This window comes from Asaia sp. Ae19-3, assembly GCF_059801175.1.
The window spans coordinates 1663316-1683663 of the sequence record NZ_JBCHWF010000001.1; the positions used below are offsets into that span (position 1 = coordinate 1663316).

The 20348-nt window shown below is 60.8% G+C and carries 20 protein-coding genes; 11 read left to right on the forward strand and 9 right to left on the reverse strand.

Going from position 1 to position 20348, the window contains the following annotated elements; genetic code table 11:
* The first annotated feature begins 34 nt into the window (after nt 1–34).
* The 8 genes from AAID99_RS07185 to AAID99_RS07220 all read left to right on the forward strand — a co-directional run bounded on the left by AAID99_RS07185 (nt 35) and on the right by AAID99_RS07220 (nt 7244).
* The gene (locus tag AAID99_RS07185) at nt 35–715 is read left to right on the forward strand and encodes a cell division ATP-binding protein FtsE (RefSeq protein WP_188425920.1); all 681 of its coding nucleotides are present in this window, start codon (nt 35–37) and stop codon (nt 713–715) included.
* Nucleotides 712–1620: a cell division protein FtsX gene (locus AAID99_RS07190; protein WP_498493527.1), complete on the forward strand. Its 909-nt coding sequence runs from the start codon at nt 712–714 to the stop codon at nt 1618–1620. The genes AAID99_RS07185 and AAID99_RS07190 overlap by 4 nt, the downstream gene beginning before the upstream one ends.
* On the forward strand, nt 1617–2207 hold the full coding sequence (locus tag AAID99_RS07195) for a YdcF family protein (RefSeq protein WP_229719706.1): 591 nt from the start codon (nt 1617–1619) through the stop codon (nt 2205–2207). The genes AAID99_RS07190 and AAID99_RS07195 overlap by 4 nt, the downstream gene beginning before the upstream one ends.
* A 232-nt stretch (nt 2208–2439) precedes the next feature.
* On the forward strand, nt 2440–3183 hold the full coding sequence (locus AAID99_RS07200; RefSeq protein WP_188425922.1) for a lysophospholipid acyltransferase family protein: 744 nt from the start codon (nt 2440–2442) through the stop codon (nt 3181–3183).
* A 330-nt stretch (nt 3184–3513) separates the two neighbouring features.
* On the forward strand, nt 3514–4575 hold the full coding sequence (locus tag AAID99_RS07205; protein WP_498493528.1) for a hypothetical protein: 1062 nt from the start codon (nt 3514–3516) through the stop codon (nt 4573–4575).
* An 84-nt stretch (nt 4576–4659) separates the two neighbouring features.
* Nucleotides 4660–6069 (forward strand): cytochrome ubiquinol oxidase subunit I, encoded by a 1410-nt coding sequence (locus AAID99_RS07210; RefSeq protein WP_498493529.1) that lies wholly within the window; start codon nt 4660–4662, stop codon nt 6067–6069.
* A gap of 8 nt (nt 6070–6077) precedes the next feature.
* Entirely contained in the window at nt 6078–7100 is a 1023-nt protein-coding gene (gene cydB / locus AAID99_RS07215; RefSeq protein WP_267312539.1) for a cytochrome d ubiquinol oxidase subunit II, read from the forward strand.
* Nucleotides 7101–7112: 12 nt separating this feature from the next.
* On the forward strand, nt 7113–7244 hold the full coding sequence (locus tag AAID99_RS07220) for a DUF2474 family protein (protein WP_188425926.1): 132 nt from the start codon (nt 7113–7115) through the stop codon (nt 7242–7244).
* Here AAID99_RS07220 and AAID99_RS07225 read toward each other — a convergent pair.
* A complete protein-coding gene (locus tag AAID99_RS07225) occupies nt 7225–7824 on the reverse strand; it encodes an HAD family hydrolase (protein ID WP_498493530.1) in 600 nt (199 codons plus the stop codon). The genes AAID99_RS07220 and AAID99_RS07225 overlap by 20 nt on opposite strands.
* A 17-nt stretch (nt 7825–7841) precedes the next feature.
* A complete protein-coding gene (gene gloB, locus AAID99_RS07230; protein ID WP_498493531.1) occupies nt 7842–8561 on the reverse strand; it encodes a hydroxyacylglutathione hydrolase in 720 nt (239 codons plus the stop codon).
* A gap of 192 nt (nt 8562–8753) precedes the next feature.
* On the opposite strand from gloB, the gene AAID99_RS07235 reads away from it, so the two are divergent.
* The 3 genes from AAID99_RS07235 to AAID99_RS07245 all read left to right on the forward strand — a co-directional run bounded on the left by AAID99_RS07235 (nt 8754) and on the right by AAID99_RS07245 (nt 11203).
* Nucleotides 8754–9518 carry a class I SAM-dependent methyltransferase gene (locus AAID99_RS07235; RefSeq protein WP_498493532.1) on the forward strand — a complete coding sequence of 255 codons (765 nt, stop codon included), beginning with the start codon at nt 8754–8756 and terminating at the stop codon, nt 9516–9518.
* A 34-nt stretch (nt 9519–9552) separates the two neighbouring features.
* Complete coding sequence (locus AAID99_RS07240) at nt 9553–10278, forward strand: phosphatidylserine decarboxylase (RefSeq protein WP_332362575.1); 726 nt, start codon at nt 9553–9555, stop codon at nt 10276–10278.
* 142 nt (nt 10279–10420) lie between these two features.
* Nucleotides 10421–11203, forward strand: a complete 783-nt coding sequence (locus AAID99_RS07245) for a CDP-alcohol phosphatidyltransferase family protein (RefSeq protein WP_188426271.1) — start codon at nt 10421–10423, stop codon at nt 11201–11203.
* Between the two features lie 175 nt (nt 11204–11378).
* Here the strand turns inward: AAID99_RS07245 and AAID99_RS07250 are convergent, their stop codons facing one another.
* The 7 genes from AAID99_RS07250 to AAID99_RS07280 all read right to left on the reverse strand — a co-directional run bounded on the left by AAID99_RS07250 (nt 11379) and on the right by AAID99_RS07280 (nt 20344).
* Nucleotides 11379–13814 carry a TonB-dependent receptor gene (locus tag AAID99_RS07250; protein WP_498493534.1) on the reverse strand — a complete coding sequence of 812 codons (2436 nt, stop codon included), beginning with the start codon at nt 13812–13814 and terminating at the stop codon, nt 11379–11381.
* A gap of 426 nt (nt 13815–14240) precedes the next feature.
* Nucleotides 14241–15188, reverse strand: a complete 948-nt coding sequence (locus AAID99_RS07255; protein WP_188425932.1) for an ion channel — start codon at nt 15186–15188, stop codon at nt 14241–14243.
* A 19-nt stretch (nt 15189–15207) separates the two neighbouring features.
* On the reverse strand, nt 15208–16542 hold the full coding sequence (gene gltX / locus AAID99_RS07260; protein WP_498493535.1) for a glutamate--tRNA ligase: 1335 nt from the start codon (nt 16540–16542) through the stop codon (nt 15208–15210).
* A 76-nt stretch (nt 16543–16618) separates the two neighbouring features.
* The gene (locus AAID99_RS07265) at nt 16619–17377 is read right to left on the reverse strand and encodes a thiosulfate dehydrogenase (RefSeq protein ID WP_498493536.1); all 759 of its coding nucleotides are present in this window, start codon (nt 17375–17377) and stop codon (nt 16619–16621) included.
* Nucleotides 17377–17751, reverse strand: a complete 375-nt coding sequence (locus tag AAID99_RS07270; RefSeq protein WP_188425935.1) for a hypothetical protein — start codon at nt 17749–17751, stop codon at nt 17377–17379. The genes AAID99_RS07265 and AAID99_RS07270 overlap by 1 nt, the downstream gene beginning before the upstream one ends.
* A complete protein-coding gene (locus AAID99_RS07275; RefSeq protein WP_498493537.1) occupies nt 17748–18953 on the reverse strand; it encodes a beta/alpha barrel domain-containing protein in 1206 nt (401 codons plus the stop codon). The genes AAID99_RS07270 and AAID99_RS07275 overlap by 4 nt, the downstream gene beginning before the upstream one ends.
* Complete coding sequence (locus tag AAID99_RS07280; protein ID WP_188425937.1) at nt 18950–20344, reverse strand: class II 3-deoxy-7-phosphoheptulonate synthase; 1395 nt, start codon at nt 20342–20344, stop codon at nt 18950–18952. The genes AAID99_RS07275 and AAID99_RS07280 overlap by 4 nt, the downstream gene beginning before the upstream one ends.
* Nucleotides 20345–20348: the final 4 nt, after the last annotated feature.

Consider the following 20348-nt stretch of genomic DNA (forward strand, 5'->3'; position numbering starts at 1 on the left):
TTCCACACGAGACGTTCATGATCCAGGGCCGTTCATGATCCGGTTTCGCAATGTGAGCTATCGGCATGAAAGAGGCCGCCGGGCACAGGGGCGCCCGGTCCTGGAGGGGATAACCCTCGATATCCCCCAGGGCAGTTTCCATTGGCTGACCGGCCCATCCGGCGCCGGCAAGTCGAGCCTCCTGAGACTGATGCATCTGGAATCCCTGCCCTGTGAGGGGCACGCCGAGATACTGGGTGTCGATGTCAAAAGCGCCAAACGGCGACAACGCGCCCAGCTACGGCAGAAGATCGGCTTTATCCCGCAGGATCTCCGCCTTCTTTCAGAGCTGGATGTCTTCGACAATATTGCGCTTCCCCTGCGACTGGCAGGCGCCAGATTTGAGGCGATCGAAAGCGAGATCGTCTCCATTCTCGACTGGCTTGGCCTGGGTGGCAAGAAAAGCAGCCTGCCTGACCAGCTCTCCGGCGGCGAGCGTCAACGTGTGGCCATTGCGCGTGCGCTTGTCATGCGGCCCTCTCTCCTTCTTGCCGACGAGCCCACAAACGCCCTTGCCGAAGAGCAGAGCTGGCAGCTTGTCGACGCTCTGCAGGCCCTGAGCCGGTCAGGCACAACCGTCATTGTCGCGACCCATAATGAAGCCCTGCTTCGTGCCGTGAACCACCCCTGCATCGCGCTGAAAAATGGCCGTCTTGCAGGAGTGGCGGCGCGATGAGGCGCGTCCTCCCCGATGGCCTGCATCTCGGCAGGCGCGACCATGGGCTGATTCCGGTCATTGCGGCCGTTGCCGCCATTGCTGCCCTCGCGCTCGGTGGATGGAATGCCGCCCGCAGCCTCTCGCGAGAATGGGAAAATGGCGCAGCGCATCATGTCACGATCGAAATACCTGACTTTACGGGCGATGCCGGAGAAACGGCGAAAAAGCTGAGCGCCGTTTTACAGAGCGATCCGGGCATTGCGCTCGTCGAAACCCTGCCGGAAGCGCAGATTCGCGCCATTTTGCGCCCATGGCTTGGAGCAATGCAGGGTGAGCTGTCGGATCTGCCAGTCGTTTTGGCTGTCACGCGCAAGGACGGAGCGCCGGCCACCGACCTGCCTGCCATACTCGACACGGTCGCCCCTTCTGCCATTCTTGAGGAAAATGCCAAATGGGGCGAGAGGCTAACCCTTCTGGGCCATAGCCTTCAGGCCTGTGCCTGGCTGGCGGTGCTCCTTGCCGGCTTCGCCACAGCGGGGGTAACCACACTCTCGGTGCGCATGACACTGATCGCCAGACGCCGGACGATCGAGATCCTTCACGGCTTTGGTGCCCGTGACGGCCTGATTGCGCGGCGCATCGCCTGGCGCAGCGCGGGGCTTGGCCTTGCTGGCGGCGTGCTCGGCACGGTCCTGGGCGGTGCGACACTCGCGGTTCTGCACCGGCTCATACTGCCCTTCATGGATCAGCACAGCATCGGGCTATCACTATGGCCTCAAGGCCTTTCTGAGTGGCTCTCCGTGTCGACCAACCTGCCGCAACCGCTGTTCCAGTCTCTGGCCTGCGTACCGATTCTGGTCGCTCTACTGAGCTTCACCGTCGCTCATTCGACGGTTCGGCTGTGGTTGCGGAGGCTGCCGTGAAGTTCTGGCTGGCGTTGCCGTTTCTGGTTCTCGTGCTTGCGCTCTCCTGGTGTGCGGGATTCGCCTGGTTCTGTGCTGACGCGCTTCACCCGTTATCCGAGCCGGTTCATTGCGACGGCATCGTCGCCCTGACAGGCGGGCGCGACCGGATAGAGGCGTCGCTTACACTGCTCGACAAGGGCATTGGCAGAAAGCTGCTCATTTCCGGTGTTGGCCCCCATGCCACGCTCGCTCAACTGGCCGAGCATGCCCCCATCACCCTCACCTCCGAGCTGGCCTCGCGAATCACACTGGGGCGCAGAGCGGTTTCGACAATCGGCAATGGCTCGGAAACGGCAGAATGGGCTGCCAGGAATGGTATCCATTCGCTGCTCGTGGTCACGGCGGGCTATCATATCCGGCGCGCCATGCTCGAACTGCATCGCGCTGCACCCGGTGTGGTGCTGCATCCTTTTCCGGTGCGCTCGCCCGCCCTCAGGCGTAGCCCCGACAGAGCGACTTTCAGGCTTCTGTTTCATGAATACATGAAATGGATCGGCTCCCATCTCGGCCTCTCACGCGGGATCAACCTGACACCGCCAGCGTAAGGCGACCGGTGACACCCGAGGCGTGACCGTAAGGATTGCCTCTTTTTCGGCACGAGCGTCCCCGCACATAATTCCATCAGGGCGCCTGTTGCTCTAGAGCTTCTCGGATCGAACGGAATCGACCGACCGGATCGGGACGCCCATCCAGACCATGTGCGCCTGCCCCGCAAGCCAGCGCAGATGAGAAGGGCGCTGGTGACGATCGGATACAGAGCCGGCACTGGGAGAGGTCATGAACCGGATACGCGCCCTTTTCTTCATCATCTATTTCGTGATCCTGACCCTGGTGATGGGGCTGGGCGCGCTGCCGATACGCGCCCTCCGCCGTCAGGAGGCCGCGCTGCGCTATGCGCAGCTCTGGTCATCGCTCACACTCAAGGGGCTTAAATTCTTCTGTGGTGTCAGCGTACGCATCACAGGAGCAGAGAACCTGCCAGACGGCGCCTGCCTGATCGCATCCCAGCACCAGGCCTATTTTGACGGCTTCATCTGGATGGTTCTGGTTAGGCGCCCAGCCTATGTCATCAAGCAGGAACTCACCAGAATTCCCTTCATCGGTCCGATGCTGCTGCTCTCGGGCATGGTGCCTGTCGAGCGCGCAGCAGGTGCCAAGGCCCTGCGCGCCCTCATGAAGGCAACCCAGGCGCATTTCGACGAAGGGCGGCAGATCGTGATCTTTCCGGAAGGCACACGCACCCGCCCCGGCGAACGTGCTGCATTGCAGCCCGGGATCGTGGCGCTGGCCAAACAGGCCGCTGCTCCGGTGATCCCGGTAGCCACCAATTCCGGATTGCACTGGCCGCGCCGAGGCTGGGTCATGACCCCCGGCGAGATCGTCATCGCCATCGGCAAGCCTCTTCCCGCCAATGCCGGACGACTCTCGCTGATCGACTCGATCTACAAATCCTGGGACGCCCTGTGTGTGGAAAACGGATTGCCACGCCCTGTGGATAACTCTGTGGACTCGCCTCGCTGAGCAGAGACTAACCTGTTAGGAAGCGGGGTATGGATTGGGGAGAAAACGCCGCCTGCTCCATAAGTGCCTGATCTGGCGGGCCGGAAAGCGAGTCAAGGGACAATCGCCTTAAATGCTGGGTTTTGTCCCGATATTGTCCCGGCAGAGACGGGCGGAGGCGGCATCTAACACAGGCATTTGCGCTTTCATAGCCCCCAGTCGAAGAGTCTTTTCCTTTCTGTCACATGCTCTGTCTCACCTCTGGGGATAAATTGTGCTCTTTCTCGAAAGATGTGTGAAATCGGCCTGTGGAGATCCCGAGTTGCGCAGTAATCGCGGGGGTTTACTCGAGTGAGAAAACCCTTCTTCTTCGCCGCATTTTCTGTTGCGATCTTGCTGCTCGCCGCGATCGGTGCGGACGGTTGGCGCCTTGTCAGGCTCGACCGCCAGCTCGCTGCCCTGCCCTCTCAGCTCGACTCCAGAGGGTGGCACCTCACCTGGCAGGAAAAGCGCGTCCTCTGGCGTCCCTGGGGCTCGCAGATCGTTTTCAATCGGCCTATCCTTGCAGGGCCGCAAAGCCGCCTCTGGGCGGGCGTGCAGCTCAGCATCGCAACCAGCCCGGTTCATCCTTTCTCGCTTTCCTTCACCGCTGAAGGGACGCAGATCGTCAGGTTGAGTGAAACCCTCTCGCTGACGACCGGGGCACTGCACGGTCGTTTCATCCCCTCGACGCGCATCGCAACCCTGGCTGCGGAAACCGTCACGGCTACCGGGCTGCCCATCGAGGGGATCGAAGCGCTCTCGCTCCAGACACTGACGGCGCGGCTGATCCCCGGCATGCAGAACGGGCCGGGCAGCTCTGCCTGGGCTGTCGACCTGCGCGCGCAAACAGTGCTGCCCCAGTTTGCCCCTGACGGCGCGGCTCCCGGCCAGACCCTGCCCGATCAAACTCTGCCCGACGCGGCTGTGAGCGCGTCACCGGGGCGTCTGAAGGCGCTTCTTGCCCTGCTGCCTCCCCCTCGCGACCTGCATCTCATCGTGACCGCGCTGAACGGCGATGATCGCGAGTCAGGGCCGCAAATGACCCATGATATGGGAAATGGACGCTATTTAATTCAGGCGGCGTCTTTCAGCCTCGGTCCACTGACATGCATCGCCAGAGGGACACTCTCCCATGAAGGCGAAGGGACGCTTTGGGCCCATCTGACAGGCTTGCAGGGCTTTGTTCGTTACGGGATCGCCCATGCCCCGCAATCGCTTCGTATCGACCCGGAATATGCAAGGCTATTCAAGGCGCTCGATGAACAAACGGCAAGGATACCGGACCAGCTCGATCTGCCTTTTCCAGTGAGCCGCCATGACATTTCATTGCAAAATCACATCTTCGCGATATTAACAGGGCATTCTCGATGAACCGGAGGGGAAGCTGACGCCTTATGGCGGATGCTGTTTCCAATTCCCCTTCACGACTGGCCTTGATGGCCGCGGATCACTGCAATGCCCGATTTGAGTGCCCTCTTCCTTGCACGATTGCAATTCGCGTTTACCGTCGGATTTCATATCGTCTTTCCCGCTTTTTCCATCGGTCTGGCCGCGTTTCTGGCTGTGCTCGAAGGCCTGTGGCTCAAGACCGACAAGCCCGTCTATCTCGACCTTTTCAAATATTGGCTGCGCGTCTTTTCGGTCGTTTTCGCCATGGGCGTCGTCTCGGGACTGGTCATGTCCTACGAGTTCGGCACCAACTGGTCGCAATTCTCCCAGAAAGCAGGGCCGATCCTCGGCCCGATGCTTGCCTATGAGGTCATGACGGCCTTCTTCCTTGAGGCAGGCTTTCTCGGCGTGATGATGTTCGGCCTCAACCGCGTGGGCAAGCATCTGCATTTTGCTGCCACCTGCATGGTCTCGATCGGCACGCTGATCTCTATGAGCTGGATTCTGGCCTCGAATTCCTGGATGCAGACGCCGCAGGGCTACAAGATCGATGCCGCAACCGGCCGCTTCCTGCCGGCTGACTGGTTTGCCATCGTCTTCAACCCGTCCTTCCCGTTCCGTCTTGTGCACATGGCTCTGGCCGCATTCCTGTGCGTGGCCTTCATCGTTGGCGGCGTCGGTGCCTGGCATCTGCTCAAGGCCAAGCGCCAGAACCGCGCGCCGACCGATGCGGTCAAGGTCATGTTTTCGATGGCCATGTGGATGGCCGCCATCGTGGCCCCGCTCCAGATTCTGGCCGGTGATGCCCATGGCCTGAACACGCTGAAATACCAGCCAGCCAAGATTGCAGCCATGGAGGGTGACTGGGAATCCGAGAGCCGCGCCCCGGAACTGCTTTTCGGCGTGCCGGACATGGAGCATGAGGTCACACGCTACAAGATCGGCATTCCGCTCGTGGGTTCGCTGATCCTGACGCACAGCCTCGATGGCAAGGTGCCGGGCCTGAAGGACTTCCCCAAGGACCAGCGCGCCCCGATGTACGTCGTGTTCTACACCTTCCGTGTGATGGTGGCCCTTGGCAGCCTCATGACGCTGCTCGGCTTCTTTTCGCTGTTCCTGCGCTGGAAGGGCGGGTTCTATACCAACCCGATCCTGCTGCGCGGTGCGCTGCTCATGACGCCTGCCGGGTTCATTGCGCTGCTATGCGGCTGGGTGACCACGGAAGTCGGCCGTCAGCCTTTCACGATCTATGGCCTGCTCCGCACTGTCGACAGTGTCTCCCCCGTGACGCTGCCGAACATGGAAATATCGATGGTCGCCTTCGTGATCGTCTATTTCATCGTGTTTACCGCCGGTATCGGCATTCTGCTGCGCGACTTCGCCAAGGAGCCCAGCTCGGACGAGCACGAACCCCCGCGTGATCAGCCGCACCGTGCTGCAGGCATCACCCAAATTTCTCATCACCCGGCGGAGTAAGCGTCTCGATGAACACCCTCGCCTATTGGTTGCCTATTATCTGGGCAACCCTCGCCGCCCTCGCCATCTTCATCTATGTCTGCCTCGACGGGTTCGACCTGGGTATCGGCATCCTGTTTCTTGGTGAACATCGCAAGGATCATCGCGATGTCATGGTCAACACCATCGCCCCTGTCTGGGACGGTAACGAGACCTGGATGATCTTCGGGGGCGCCACGCTCTATGGTGTCTTCCCGGTTGCCTATGGCACCATTCTGCCAGCGCTCTATCTTCCGATCCTGTTCATGCTGCTCGCGCTTATCCTGCGTGGCGTGGCCTTCGAATTTCGCGTCAAGGCGAGCGGTGTTTTCGGCACGACCTTCTGGGACCGTTCCTTCTGCCTCGGCTCACTTGTGGCCTCGATCATGCAGGGCGTCATCCTGGGTGAGCTGATCCTTGGCGTGAAGGTCGAGAACAACGTGTTTGTCGGCAGCGCCTGGGACTGGGTCGCCCCCTTCCCGCTCTTCTGCGGTTTCGCGGTTGCCGTTGGCTATACGCTGCTCGGTGCCACATGGCTGGTCTGGCGTACCGAGACCGATCTGAAGGCTGTCATGCAGCGGCTCTCGGCCCCGCTCGGCATCGCCATGCTGGTCCTGATCGCCATTGTCTCGGTCTGGACGCCTTATCTGCACGCCACATACATGCATCGCTGGACCGATTTCCCCGAGATCATCTGGGTGGCGCCGGTACCTGTCGCCGTGATTGTTCTGGCGGCGCTGTTCTTCCTGTCACTGCGCAAGGCAACCACCCGCCTGACACCGTTCCTCTGTGCGCTTGGCTGGTTCTTCCTGTGCTTCTCGGGGCTCGGGATCAATGTCTGGCCCTATATCGTGCCGCCGACAGTCACGATCTGGTCTGCCTCGTCGCCGCCCGAGAGCCAGCTCTTCCTGCTTGCCGGGGCCTCGATCCTGCTGCCGATCATTCTCGCCTACACGATCTATTCCTACTGGGTTTTCCGCGGCACCGTGACCGCTGACCATCACTACCACTAAGGGAGCCTGATCATGCCTGCCACTACAGCGTCTTCTTCGTTCCTGGCCCGTCTCGGGTGGTTTGTCGGGCTCTGGGCAGGCGGGGTCGCGACCCTCGCCGTGGTCGCGACCGCAATCAGGATCGTTATTTTTCACCAATGGTGAAAGGGCGGACGTCCACGGCGTCCATCCCGGCAGCACGCGCTGCCTCGAGCCCCTCATCGGTGTCTTCAAAGACAAGACATCTTTGCGGGGCAACCCCAAGCTTTTCAGCTGCGAGCAGATAAAGATCAGGCGCCGGTTTGGGGCGGCTGACATCTTCTACCGTTACGACATGCTCGAAGAGTTCGAGCAGATCGAGCGTTCTGAGCGTTGCCGTCACCACGCTCTTCTGCCCGGCTGAGGCCACGGCCATCGGCACATGCCCGAACTGGCTTCTGGCGATATCTGCCGCAAACCCGTGTTCGCGCAATGTATCGAGATGATTTTCATAGAGCGCTCGTGAGCGCGTAAGCAGGGCATCGCGGTCGAGTGTGACGCCATGGGCCTGCTCATACGCCGTAAACAGCTTGCCGCTCGAAAGGCCCGTGCGCGCATGGTACCAAGCCTCATCGAGCGTATGGCCGTGCTCGCCGAGCGCCTCCTTGAAGGTAAGGTAATGCACGGGCAGGGTGTCGGCGATGGTGCCGTCGCAATCGAAGATGATCGCATCGAAATCATGATCGGCCAGCGTAAAATCGGGCATGGGAGTCCCTCCTTTCCTCAGAAATGATCCTTGGCCGCACGCAGGGCCGCGAAGGTTTCGACATCGGGTGCCATCAGAAACGGATTGGTCTGCCGCTCGACGCCAAGCGTGACCGGCAGGGTGGGCAGACCCTGCGCGCGCAACGCCTGAACCTCTTCTGCACGCTGCTGCAGCGCCCTGTTGTCCGGCATGCGTGACAGGGCGAACGCCGCATTGGCAGCCGTGTATTCATGCCCGCAGCAGACCAGCGTTTCATCGGGCAGCGCGTCGAAACGGTGCAGACTTGCGAACATTTCTTCCGCCGTGCCTTCGAGAAGACGCCCGCAGCCGAGACTGAACAGCGTGTCGCCGCAGAACAAGGCCGGGACCGAGCGAAAATAGAAGGCGATATGGCCGCGCGCATGGCCGGGAGTTGCGATCACATCACCCAGATCATGACCGATCGCAATGCGGTCCTCATCATGCAGCAGCAGATCGAGCGACGGCAGGCGGGCAGAATCGGACTCGGCACCAGCGATACGCGCGCCATATTTTTGGCGCAGGGCCTCGGCACCGCCGATATGATCGGCGTGGTGATGGGTCAGCAGAATGAGATCGAGACGCCCATCGCCGATCACGGCGCTGATCGCATCGGCATCACCCGGATCGACAATGGCCACGACACCTGTCGCAGGGTCGGTCAGAAGCCATGCATAATTATCCCGTGCATAGGGAATTGCCCTGACAGCAAGACTCATGGCGGTGTCCTCCTCTTTTCACAGACCTGTCTGTTGCCCAACATGGTTCTGATCATTCTAACTCTTGAGATGTTACGCTCGTTCATTTCCGAACGCATCAGCCTGACTGCCTATCGGTCGATCACGGTTGCGACGGTTGAAGCATTCTTTCTTGCTCTGGCCCCTGCCTGCCGTTCGGGGTAGCGTGACGCCATGCAGACGCGTCCTTCCCTGCCCGTGCCGTCAGACGCCGCCGGGTTTTATGCCAGCAGACGGGGTGAGCAGGTGACGTCTCTGCTGATGTCGCGGCTTCTGCCCCTTCTGCCGGACCCGAAAGGCCTTCGGGTTCTGGGGGTTGGCTATGCAGCGCCTGTGCTCTCGCAATGGCGCGCCCTCAGCCAGGCGCAGTGGGTAGCCTCGGCGCGGCTCGACACTCCCCTGACCAGACGGCAGGGTATCCCTTCTGCGGCGGGGCATAACTGGCCGGGCTGTGTTGTTGCTGCCGATGCGCTTCCTTTCGATGATCTGAGCATTGATCTCGTGGTTCTGATGCATGGCCTGGAACTGTTGGACCCGCACCCGCTGCTTCGTATTGTGTGGAAGCTCCTCTCCGATCACGGGCGGCTCGTTCTGGTCGTGCCCAACCGGACCGGGCTGGCCGCCAAGGATGATACGCTTCCTTTCGGGCACGGAAGCCCCTTCTCGACGGGGCAGCTTGACCGCGTGCTGCAACGCGCCCTGTTTCGTGCCGAAGCCAGCTCGACAGCGCTGAGTGCGCCGCCGGGGCTGCTCTCGCTTGGCGAGCAGGCCGGTTTCATGGGGGACAGGCTTTTCAGCCTTCTGGGGCGCCGCCTCGGCGGGGTGCATCTGGTGACGGCCTGCAAGGATCTCTATTCCGGCATGCCTGTGGAAGCCGAGCGCGCCTCGCTGAATTTTGCGCGCCGCGTCACGACGCTCGCCGGCTCGGCAAAAACCTGATCCGACCTGCCAGAAGCACCGAATTTCCGGCCTTCTGTCCCAAAAGCTTGACCGCAAACCACGGTGTCGTAAGACTGCGCTCATGTCCCTGATTCAATCGATCAAATCCGTTCTGGCTCCGCCGCATCGCGCAGCCATCCCGTTTCTCGCGCTGACAGGCGGCCTGACCGTTCTGGGCCGTGCGACGCCTTGGCGGGCCACACGCCTGATCGGCAATGTGGCGCTGGGTGGGTTTGCTTTCTGCCTGTATTTCTTCCGCGATCCGAAGCGTTTCCCGCCGGCGCGGACCGATCTGGCTCTGGCACCGGCTGATGGCCGCGTGGTTTCGGTCGAGCTGGCGACGCCCCCGGCAGCGCTTGGCATGGGCAGCGACCCGGTCTGGCGTGTGGCCACGTTCCTCTCGGTGCTGAACGTCCATATCAATCGTATGCCTGCCGCGGGCACGGTAACGAAGATTGCCTATCATGCCGGTCAGTTTCTCAATGCCAGCCTGGACAAGGCTTCGGACCTGAACGAACGCAATGAAGTACGCCTGACGCTTGAAGACGGACGCCACATGGCGATCGTGCAGATTGCCGGCCTGATTGCACGCCGCATCGTCTGCTATGTCGAAGAAGGCAGCACAGTGGAACCCGGCGACCGCTTCGGCCTGATCCGCTTCGGATCGCGCACCGATCTGTATCTGCCGCCCGGCGTGACGCCTCTGGTGAGCACCGGGCAGATCATGGTCGGCGGCGAAACCGTCATAGCCCATCTCTGATCCGCGGTCGCCCGTGTCGGAAGCGCCCCTTACGCCCGCGCCGGATCTTCCGGTGTCCAGATCTGACAACCCGGAAAGCGGCGCCACGCGACCGGGGCGCAAGCGCCGTCGCCTGAGGCGCATCCGCCCCCGGCGTGTGCGTGTGCGTGGGCCCTCCTTCAACCGGCTGATTCCGAATCTGCTGACCATGCTCGGGCTTTGCGCCGGGCTAAGCAGCCTGCGCTACGGGCTGGAGCAGCAATTCTCCTATGCCGCTGTGGCGCTGGTGATTGCAGCGTGCATCGACGGGCTGGATGGCCGCATTGCCCGGTTGCTGCATGGCACATCGCGTTTTGGCGCCGAATTCGACTCGCTGTCGGATTTCGTCTGCTTTGGCGTGGCACCGCCCTTCCTGCTCTATCTCTGGACGCTGCATGGCGACGGTGGCCGCTATGGCTATGTGCCCTGCATTCTCTTCACCGTCTGCATGGCGCTGCGTCTGGCTCGATTCAATGCCAGCCTCGATGACGAGGAAAAGCCGGAATATTCCTATAATTTCTTCACGGGCGTCCCTGCCCCGGCAGGTGCGGGTATTGTGCTTTTTCCGATCTTTCTTGGCCTTGAAGCCGAAAAGATGCATTGGCCCCTGCTCGATTCCATTGCCCGCTCTCCCATACTGGCGGCCGGAGCGCTGATTTTGACGGCGGCTCTTCTTGTCTCGACCCTGCCCGTCTGGTCGTTCAAGAACTTCAAGATCGCATCGCGCTATGTGCTGCCGCTGATGCTCGGCACGCTGCTTTATGCCGCCATTCTTCTGGCCGATCCCTGGCTGGCCCTTGCAGCTGCCGGGCTGATCTATCTGCTGATCCTCCCCTTCAGCCGGCGCAGCTTTCATCGTCTGAAAGCCCAGGCAGAGGCCCTTTCGGAAGACGTGCCCGAAGCCTGATGCCTGGTGCCTGGTGCCTGGTGCCTGGCGCCCGATGTGGCCGCGCATGCCAGGGATTTGTCACCCTGCATGCGCTCCTTCCTGGCGGCACCGGAGCATTGCCGGGATGCCATCAGGCTTCCAACACAGGCGATACATCTGCGGATGAGCAGAACCGCACCCGCAGCTGTCGCACTCAGAAGGCCAGTTCGACCTGACCACCGAACTGACGCGGTTCGTTGAAATAGCTCTGCAGACCGGTCGTGACGCCCAGAGACTTGAAATAGGCGTGCTGCTCGGCAAACAGATTGCGTGACCACAGCGAGAACGTCGCCTTGGTGCCGGTATTACCCAGCTGAACATTCGAGATAGCGATACGTCCATTGACGATCAGACCGCTATCACCCTTTGGCTGATAGACGTTCTTCGCGTTGCCAACACCCAGATAAACCGGATCGGTCGTATTGGCATAATAGCCGCTGTCGATATTGCCATCGAGATGGGCAAGAAGCGTGAAGCCATGAAACGGCCGCGTGTAATCGACTTGGAAACTGCCCGAATGGGCGGGCGTGTAGTTCTGGTAGATCGGCACGAGCATGGTGCTGATGACGCCGAGCGAGTTCTGATAAGGGTTCGCGGTCGGCGGGATATGCACATAGTTATAGGCGTAGGAAAAGCCGACTGTCAGATAGCGCATGGGCGAGACATTCAGCTCGGCTTCGACACCACTCAGATCGCCATGACCGGGGGCGTTGATGGTCGATGTCGTGGTGCGCGTCGTGAGCTGGTTGCCGATCTGATAGGGCTTGCTGAAATCAACCTGGATGTCCTTGTAGTCACCCCAGTATCCCGCGACATTGAAGCGGACGCGCTGGTCGAGAAACTCGGTCTTGGAGCCGAATTCGAACATCGAGACCGATTCAGGCCCGAAAGCCTCGTAATCCTGAGCGCGTGAATTGGCGCCGCCGGGCTTGTAGCCTGTGCTCCATTTTCCATAAAGCAGCACGCGCTTTGTCAGATCGCCGCTGACTTCGAGCAGTGGATCAACACGTGACCACGCCGCATCGAAATCGATCGGACCCGAGACACCCGCCGTGTTGATGGGGGCGCTGTTGTTGACCGTGGTGAGCGTGCCATGCTTGCCGTCATGCGACCAGCGAAGCCCTGCCGTCAGATGCAGCTTGTCGTAGAGAATGGGCGGCGTATAGACCGCATTGCCATAGACACCCCAGCTTTTGGACGTGACGTGGCTGGCGCGGTCGATGGGCTGAAGAGCCCAGTCATCATAGGCTGGACCGGTGAGCAGCTTGTATTCGCTGCCGGAAGCATTGGTGAACTGATTGGTGTAAAATGCCTGCGCGTTATCGGCGGCATGCTCGCGAAAATAGATAAGGCCGCCCTGATATTTCAGCCGTTTGGTATGGCCGAAAGCCTGAATTTCCTGACTGATCTGGTTTTGCCAGAAACCAGCAAGCGAGTTGCGCGCAAAGCTTACCCCGGTGAATTTGCCGCTCGTGTTGGACATGCTGCCTGCAGCCATACCGTTATCGAACTGGCTCTGGCTCAGCTCGCGATAGGCCGTGATGGATCTGAAGGAGAGATATTGCGGGATGGCCTTGTAGTCGAGCGTCATGCGGTGGCCGTTGGTCTTGCCGATGCTCGGCTCCTCCGGAACGCCCACAAAGGCGTGCTTGGCGCGGGTCGTCTGCAGCTGGGCAATCTGCGCCAGCTTGTTGGTCCCCGGTTTCAGCAGCTGCATCCACAGGGTGGTCGTGCTGTCATAGGAATTATCATAGGCATAATCGGCGGTGAAATTATCGACCGGGTGATACATCGCTTCGACATGGAAGCCGTGCTTGTCATACTGGTTGAACCCACCCGTGTCGGGCAGGGGGTTCGTTACCAGCGGCGCACGATGGGCCGTGACGGCGTCGATCTTGATGGCGAGATCGTGGAATGCCGGAAGGTCGAGATGCAGCTCGCCCTTGTTGCTATTGTAATTGCCGAACCCGCCGAGAAGACGCATGCCGAACTTGCCGGTCGGCCTGCGCGTGATGATGTTGAGCGCGCCGGCTTCGGTATTACGCCCGAAGAGCGTGCCTTGCGGGCCCTTGAGCACTTCCATGCTTTCGACGTCGAAAAGCGCTGTGCCGAGTGCTTGCGGGCGGGCCACATAGACGCCATCGATATAGACACCCACACCCTGATCGCGCGCAGGCTGGTTGCTGTCACCCAACACACCCACGCCACGGATATTGACGACCAGCGCCGAGTTGCGGCCCGAGAACTGCGCGATACGCAGCGACGGGATGGAACCATCGCCCAGATCGGTCAGTGAGACGACATGACGATTGGCGAGCTGTTTTGCCGAGAAGACCGTGACCGAGCTTGGGTCTTTCTGGAAGTTTCTGGCGTGTTTTTGCGCCGTCACGTCAATGCTCTCGGGGTCACTCTTGAGCATGACGGTTTTCTTGGAGGCCGACTTTTTGACCTGACCGGAAGAGTCTGTCTTCGCTACGGGTGTCGCTGCGCTCTGCTTGGCAGCGGCGTGGGCCCGGTCATGTGCCTGTGACTTCTTGTCGCTTTTGGTCGCGGAATAGGCAGAGCCGGTGCAGCAAAGAAACGTAAACACCAGGCACAGTCTTTTACCCTTCAACACAAACATTTCTCCCGCCCCTGCCCGACTGTATTTTGCCCAGTCGAGGCTTCCGGCTTTCTTCGATCCGCACGAAAACCGGGGCATCGCTCATGCTGACGCACATCCGGCGCGCATGACTTAATGCGGTTTGAGAATAGTTTTATGTCGAAACAAGTATGTAGTGTGAAATATATGTTGTAATGACTTATATATTTAACAATAGTTTTTCTTGTTTTTCATGGTTGCGTTTCTGAATGAATTTTGACGCAATAAGCGTTTCTATATGAATTTTTTATTTACTCTTCCTGAAAACAACCTGTTGCGAGATGAAAAACGTAGCGCGGTGTCGACAGGCTTCTGACCTGCCACGCCAGCAGCAGGGTCAGGCCAGCGCGCGCTTTTCACTGAAACGGTTGGGCGTCAGCTGTCGAATGCAGGTTCCCGCTCATGCACATGCAGACGTCGATAATCGATCAGGTAGTTTCCCTGACTGTCCTGCGAGACCATATCGACAAAACGCCTGCCCGCCAGAATACGGGCTGGCTCATAGGCATGTTGCGACAGCACCGCCTGACCCGTGGCCTCGTCGGTGCCGCGCACAGTGACCAGGATCTGGGCATAGGTCGCATCGAGCTGCTCACGGTTGAGCAGTGCGAGGGGGCTGTTGCTGTCGATGGGATGCGCCAGTGTCTCGATGAACCGCAATTCCGGCATGCGCGACTGCAGCAGCTTCAGCGGCGTGAAGATGCGTGTCGGATAACCGCCCTCGCCAATCACGAATTGCGAGAGGGAGAGTTCGGCATCGACCGCCAGAACAGCGCTCTTTCGCGCATTGGCTATTCTGAGACACAGGACAGGCGGGGCCGCACGCTTGCTGATGACCGCTGCCTTGCTGAAAACGATCTGCGCACGCGGGCGCGAAAACCGTGCGAAGACCACGCCCGTCGAAAGCGCATTGATCATCATACCCAGCAGGGCCTCAATCGAGACAAGGGCATTGGCCATATGGCCCGTTGGGGCCATGACGCCATAGCCGACGGTCGAGAGCGTCTGCACGCTGAAGAAGAACAGCGACAGCAGATCGAGATCCGCAGCATTGTTGATGCGCGCATTGCACAGCCGATACAGCAGCGCGAAAGCCAGATTGATGACAAAATAGGCAACAGTCGACCACCCCATGAAGCGGGGCCACGAGGTGGTCAGGGCATGATGATAGAGATCGGTCCAGAAATTGCTTCCAATCCCCACGCGCGTCACAGAGGCGCGCGCGCGATCCTGCAATCCATCAGCTGAGTCGGTCAGGAGCCCAAGGGCTTCCGGGGGTGGCACCTTGCCCTGCTCCGCCTTCTCAGCCGGATCGTCAGTCATGACGGCGCCCCCCGATTTCTCAGGTCAGGGCTGCTTCCTGCAGGCGCCGGATGACGCGCTCACGACCCATCAGAGGCAGAAGGGCATGAAGCTCGGGGCCCGCATCCTCTCCTGTCAGGGCAAGACGCAGCGGGTGGAACAAGGCCTTGCCTTTGCGGCCCGAAACCTCCTTGAGGGCATTGGTCCAGAGCTTCCAGCTCTCGGAGTCCAGAGGCGCTTCGGGCAGGGTCTGCTCTGCCTGAGCGAGGAAGGCAGCCTCATCGCTCAAAGCGGGGGGCGCGATTTCGCCCTGCACCACATCCCACCAGAACGCGATCTCGCCAGTGAGATCGACATTGCCCCGAATGGCGTTCCAGAAGGCCTCATCGGCGCCCTTCGGCAGACGTGCTTTCACATCCTCGAAGGACAGGCTGTGCAGCAGACGGCGATTGAGGCCGAGCAGATGCTGCATATCGAAGCGCGCTGCCGATTTCGAGACGTGAGACAGGTCGTAGCTCGCGATCGACTGCTCAAGCGTCATCGGCACCGGGTCGTCAGAGCTGCCGATTTTCGACAGATAGGAAACGACCGATTGCGGCTCCATGCCGTCATGACGCAGGGCGCGCAGCGAAAGGGCGTCAAAGCGCTTGGACAGCTTGCCACCGCCCTCATCGAGAAGCAGGGGCAGATGGGCAAAGGTAAAGCGGTTCGGTCTGCCACCCAGCGCCTCGATGATATCGAGCTGGACGCCGGTATTGGTGATGTGATCCTCACCACGGATGATGTGGGTCACGCCCAGCTCCATGTCGTCGACGACCGAGGCAAGCGTGTAAAGCACCGTGCCGTCCGCGCGCACCAGAACCGGGTCGGATATGGCGGTGAGCTTGACCGACAGATCGCCCATGACGAGATCGCGCCAGCTTTTGTGGCCGTCTGAAAGGCGGAAGCGCCAATAGGGCGTCTTGCCATTGGCTTCTGCCCGCTCGCGCTGCTCAGGCGTCAGGCGCAGCATTGCACGGTCATAAATGGGGGGTTTACGCGCCTTGAGACGGGCCTCGCGCTTGGCAGCGAGTTCGAGCTCGCTCTCAAAGCACGGATAGAGACGCCCTGACGCCTTCAGGGCCTCGATGGCAAGCGCATAGCGGTCGAGGCGCTGTGACTGATGGGCGATTTCATCCCAGCCCAGACCGAGCCATTCCAGATCGGTCTTGATGCCCTGCTCGTATTCCGCCTTTGAGCGTTCGACATCCGTGTCGTCGATACGCAGCAGGAATTTGCCGCCATGGTTGCGGGCATACAGGGCGTTGGCAATGGCCAGTCGGGCATTGCCAACATGAAGATAGCCGGTCGGGCTGGGGGCGAAGCGCAGTTTCATGCTGCTTCTATGCCAAGCGCTTCGGCAATTTGCCAGAGCCTCTGCACCCCCGGATGTTCAGAAAACCGGGGGGTTCTCAGAAAATCCGCGAGAACCCGGCTCGCTGCAACTCTGCCAACGCGCCCAGCGCGCTTGGCGTCACGATGGCGCGCGGGTCGAGCGCATTCGTCAGTTCTGCGGCGAGTTGCTCCTGACTCAACCCTGCAGGCCCGGCGCCGAGGGCGATCAGCCTGCCTGCATGCGCCCAGATGGCGTTATGACAGGCCAGGAAGACAACGCCACGCGCCTGGAGCGCGGGAATGCTGCGCCCTGCAGCGCCATAGGCACCCTGCTCATCCTGATGATGGCGCGATGTGCCTGCCGGTGTCTGATGCAGTGGAGACGCGGTCTGGCCCGGGGCAACCAGCTTGGCCAGATCGAAATGGGACCAGGCAGCCTCGTTATAGAGCGCGAGCTGCGCTTCGCCCCACAAGGCCATCACCAGCAAGGCATCGGGGTGAACAAACGAGAAAATCTCGCTGTTGAGCAGGTTCTGCGCCTCGCTCGGCCAGCTACCTGCCAGCGACGTGCCCGTGCCGAGCATTTTCTGCTGGCCGCGATAGGCGAGCAGCGCATCGAAGGCCACATCGTCCCATAGATCGGGGTGATCAAGCAGGCGCGGCACGGTGGTGAACTGGCGGCGCCGCGGCAGGGATGCAAGCAGTCGGCTCAGATCCGAGAGGCCGTTCTGCGGTGCGGGGGTGGGTGGCAGCACGGTTGCGGCAAGACCTGACACAGGCGCAGCCATGCCGAGTGACGCTGCGGCGAGAAGGAGTTTACGGCGGTCGAGAGCCATCAGAGTTCGACCTGCTCGTCGTCTTCCACGAGACGGCGCGGGTCGAGGGTGCGCCAGTCGCGTTCCATGGGAGAGGCGGGCGTTGCCGCAAAATCCTCAAGCTCTGAAGCCGATTTCCAGCCATCATCGCCTGCTTCGACAACGATCGCGTCTTCACCGAACGAGAACCAGGATTCGAGAACTTCGCGCCCGACAGCGCCGCCGACACGGCAGCGCTCGATGCTGTCACGCACATAGGCGCGCGCATAGGCATTGGCATGGGCGAGATCCTGGAAGTCCTTGACCTCCTCTACGATCCCCTCTTCCGCACCGCCCGAATTATCGAGAATGCGGACAAACCAGCCGCGATCGGGCTCTGCTTCAGAACTACTCACGCTTCATTCTCCTTTGTTCTGGACGGGATTTTCTGCAGGAGGAACTCACGCCCGACCTTCACACGCTTTTCGCCGTCATAGGCAACGATATCGGCTGTCGCATAGGTTTCGTTCCATTTGACCGGAATGAAAGATCCTGTCCCGACCACATCAAGCGGCGCATGAGAGTCGCGCATGGTCATGCATTTCTCAAGGCCGAAACCGGACGAGACAATGATCTTCACTTCCGTGAAACCGGCGGCGTTGAGCGATTCGCGCATCCACCAGATAGCCGCTGCCGACACCCCTGTGCCGACGAGGTCTTTCAGCTCGTGATCGGAGCGATAGCGCCTGATCGTGCCCGGCGTATGACGCTCGAGCACGCCGTAGGAAGATTGCGGGTCGAGCCCTTCGATGAAGCGCCCGCCATGGGTGTCGAGACGCACGCTGATGCGCCCTTCCGCTGCCAGTTCAGGAAAGCGACGGCAGACGGCCAGGGCATCGGTGATTTCCTGGCCAAAATAATCGACGAGCACCACCAGAGGGTCGTTCGGATAGACCTCGTGATACATCTCGGCAGCACGCAGGGTCGAACCGGCATAGCCGATCAGGGCATGAGGCATGGTACCCAGCCCGTGCTCGCAACCGAAGAAACCGGCAGTCACGTCATTGGCGCAGCCGATAAAGCCCCTGGCCCCCTCGCGTCGTGCGGCACGCGAACCTACGGAGGCCGCGTAGCCCATGATTTCCTGCATTTCGAAACCGGCACAATGCCGTGCTTCCATGGCAAGGAACGCCGCATCAGGCAGCGCGAGCGCCATCTGATAGGCATTATGGGCTGCGACGCAGGCAGAGCCGAGCTTCTGAAGCAGCAATGTCTCAAGCGGGGCCATTCGGGTGAAGGGGCCGGTCAGATAGACCAGTGGCTCCCCTGCCCCGACCCAGCTGCCTTCCGGTGTCACGATCTCGATTGCGACCGAAAAACCCTGCTCGCGCGCAACGTTTTCGAGCCATTCGATCATCAGACCATGGGCAGCGATAACCGGCCGACGGATGAAGAGCGCATAAGTGACTTCGCACTCGCCGAAATGCGAGACGATGGCCTGGGTGCGGTTGAAATACGCATCGGTGCGCGCCGCGATCTCACTTTTGGTCAGAGCGAGTTTCGGGCTGACCGCCGCCTTGATGGCCGTATTTTCTTCATCGGGCCGGTTCGGGCTCATTTTTGCAGCACTCCATGATCACGGAAATGCCCTGTCAGCTCTTCAGCGAGCAGAAAGGCCATTTCGAGTGACTGCTCGGCATTCAGCCGCGGATCGCAGAAGGTTTCATAGCGCCCGGCCAGATCGGCTTCGGTGAGGCACTGGGCGCCGCCGACGCATTCCGTCACGTCCTGACCTGTCATCTCGATATGAATGCCACCCGGTCGCAGACCGGCCTGCTGGAACACCGAGAAGAAGCCCTTCACCTCGCCCAGAATGGAGTCGAAAGACCGTGTCTTGACCTTATCTGCCGTGGTGATGGTGTTGCCATGCATCGGGTCGCAGAGCCAGGTGACCGTGCGGCCGCTGGCCTGAACCTTGTCGAGAAGCGGCGGCAGGAAATCGCCCACCTTGCCCGCACCCATGCGCGAGATGAGGGTGATACGCCCGGCCTCGTCTTTCGGGTTCAGGATATCCAGCAGCTTTTCGAGGTCATCGAGGGTCGTTGTCGGACCCACCTTGATGCCGATCGGGTTGCCGACACCACGCAGGAACTCGACATGAGCGCCATCGGGCTGACGCGTACGGTCGCCGATCCAGAGGAAATGCGCCGAGCAGTCGTACCAGTTCTCGCTCAGGCTATCGATGCGCGTCAGGGCCTGCTCGTAAGGCAGAAGCAGCGCCTCATGCGAGGTGTAGAATTCGGTTTCGTTGATCTGCGGTGCGCTCTGGTTGAAGCCGCAGGCCCCCATGAAGGACAGCGTCTCGTCGATACGCTGGGCGAGATCCTGATAGCGCTCGGCCAGAGGCGAACGCTTCACGAAGCCCAGATTCCAGCGATGCACTTCGTGCAGATTTGCATAGCCGCCAGAAGCAAAGGCGCGCAGCAGGTTCATGACACCCGCAGACTGGAAATAACCGGTTTCCATACGGCCCGGATCGGGCAGACGGGCGGCTTCGGTGAATTCCGGTCCGTTGATGATATCGCCGCGATAGCAGGGCAGCGTCACGCCATCGAGCGTTTCAGTGTCGGAAGAGCGCGGTTTGGCATATTGCCCGGCCATGCGCCCGATCTTGATGACCGGCACCTTGGCACCAAAAGTCAGCACGACGGCCATCTGCAGCAGCACACGAAACGTGTCGCGCACGATATCAGCCGTGAACTCGTTGAAGCTCTCGGCACATGCCCCGCCCTGCAGAACGAACGCCTCGCCGCGCGCCGCCTTGGCGAGCTGGCTTTTCAGGCGCCGCGTCTCGCCAGCAAACACCAGCGGCGGATAGCGCCGCAGTCGGGCTTCGACAGAGTCGAGCGCGGCTGCATCCAGATAATGCGGTGCCTGGCGAATGGGGTGCGACCGCCAGCTCGACGGCGTCCAGCCGGCGTGCTGGGCGGGTTCGCGGTTCGGGTGCATGAGA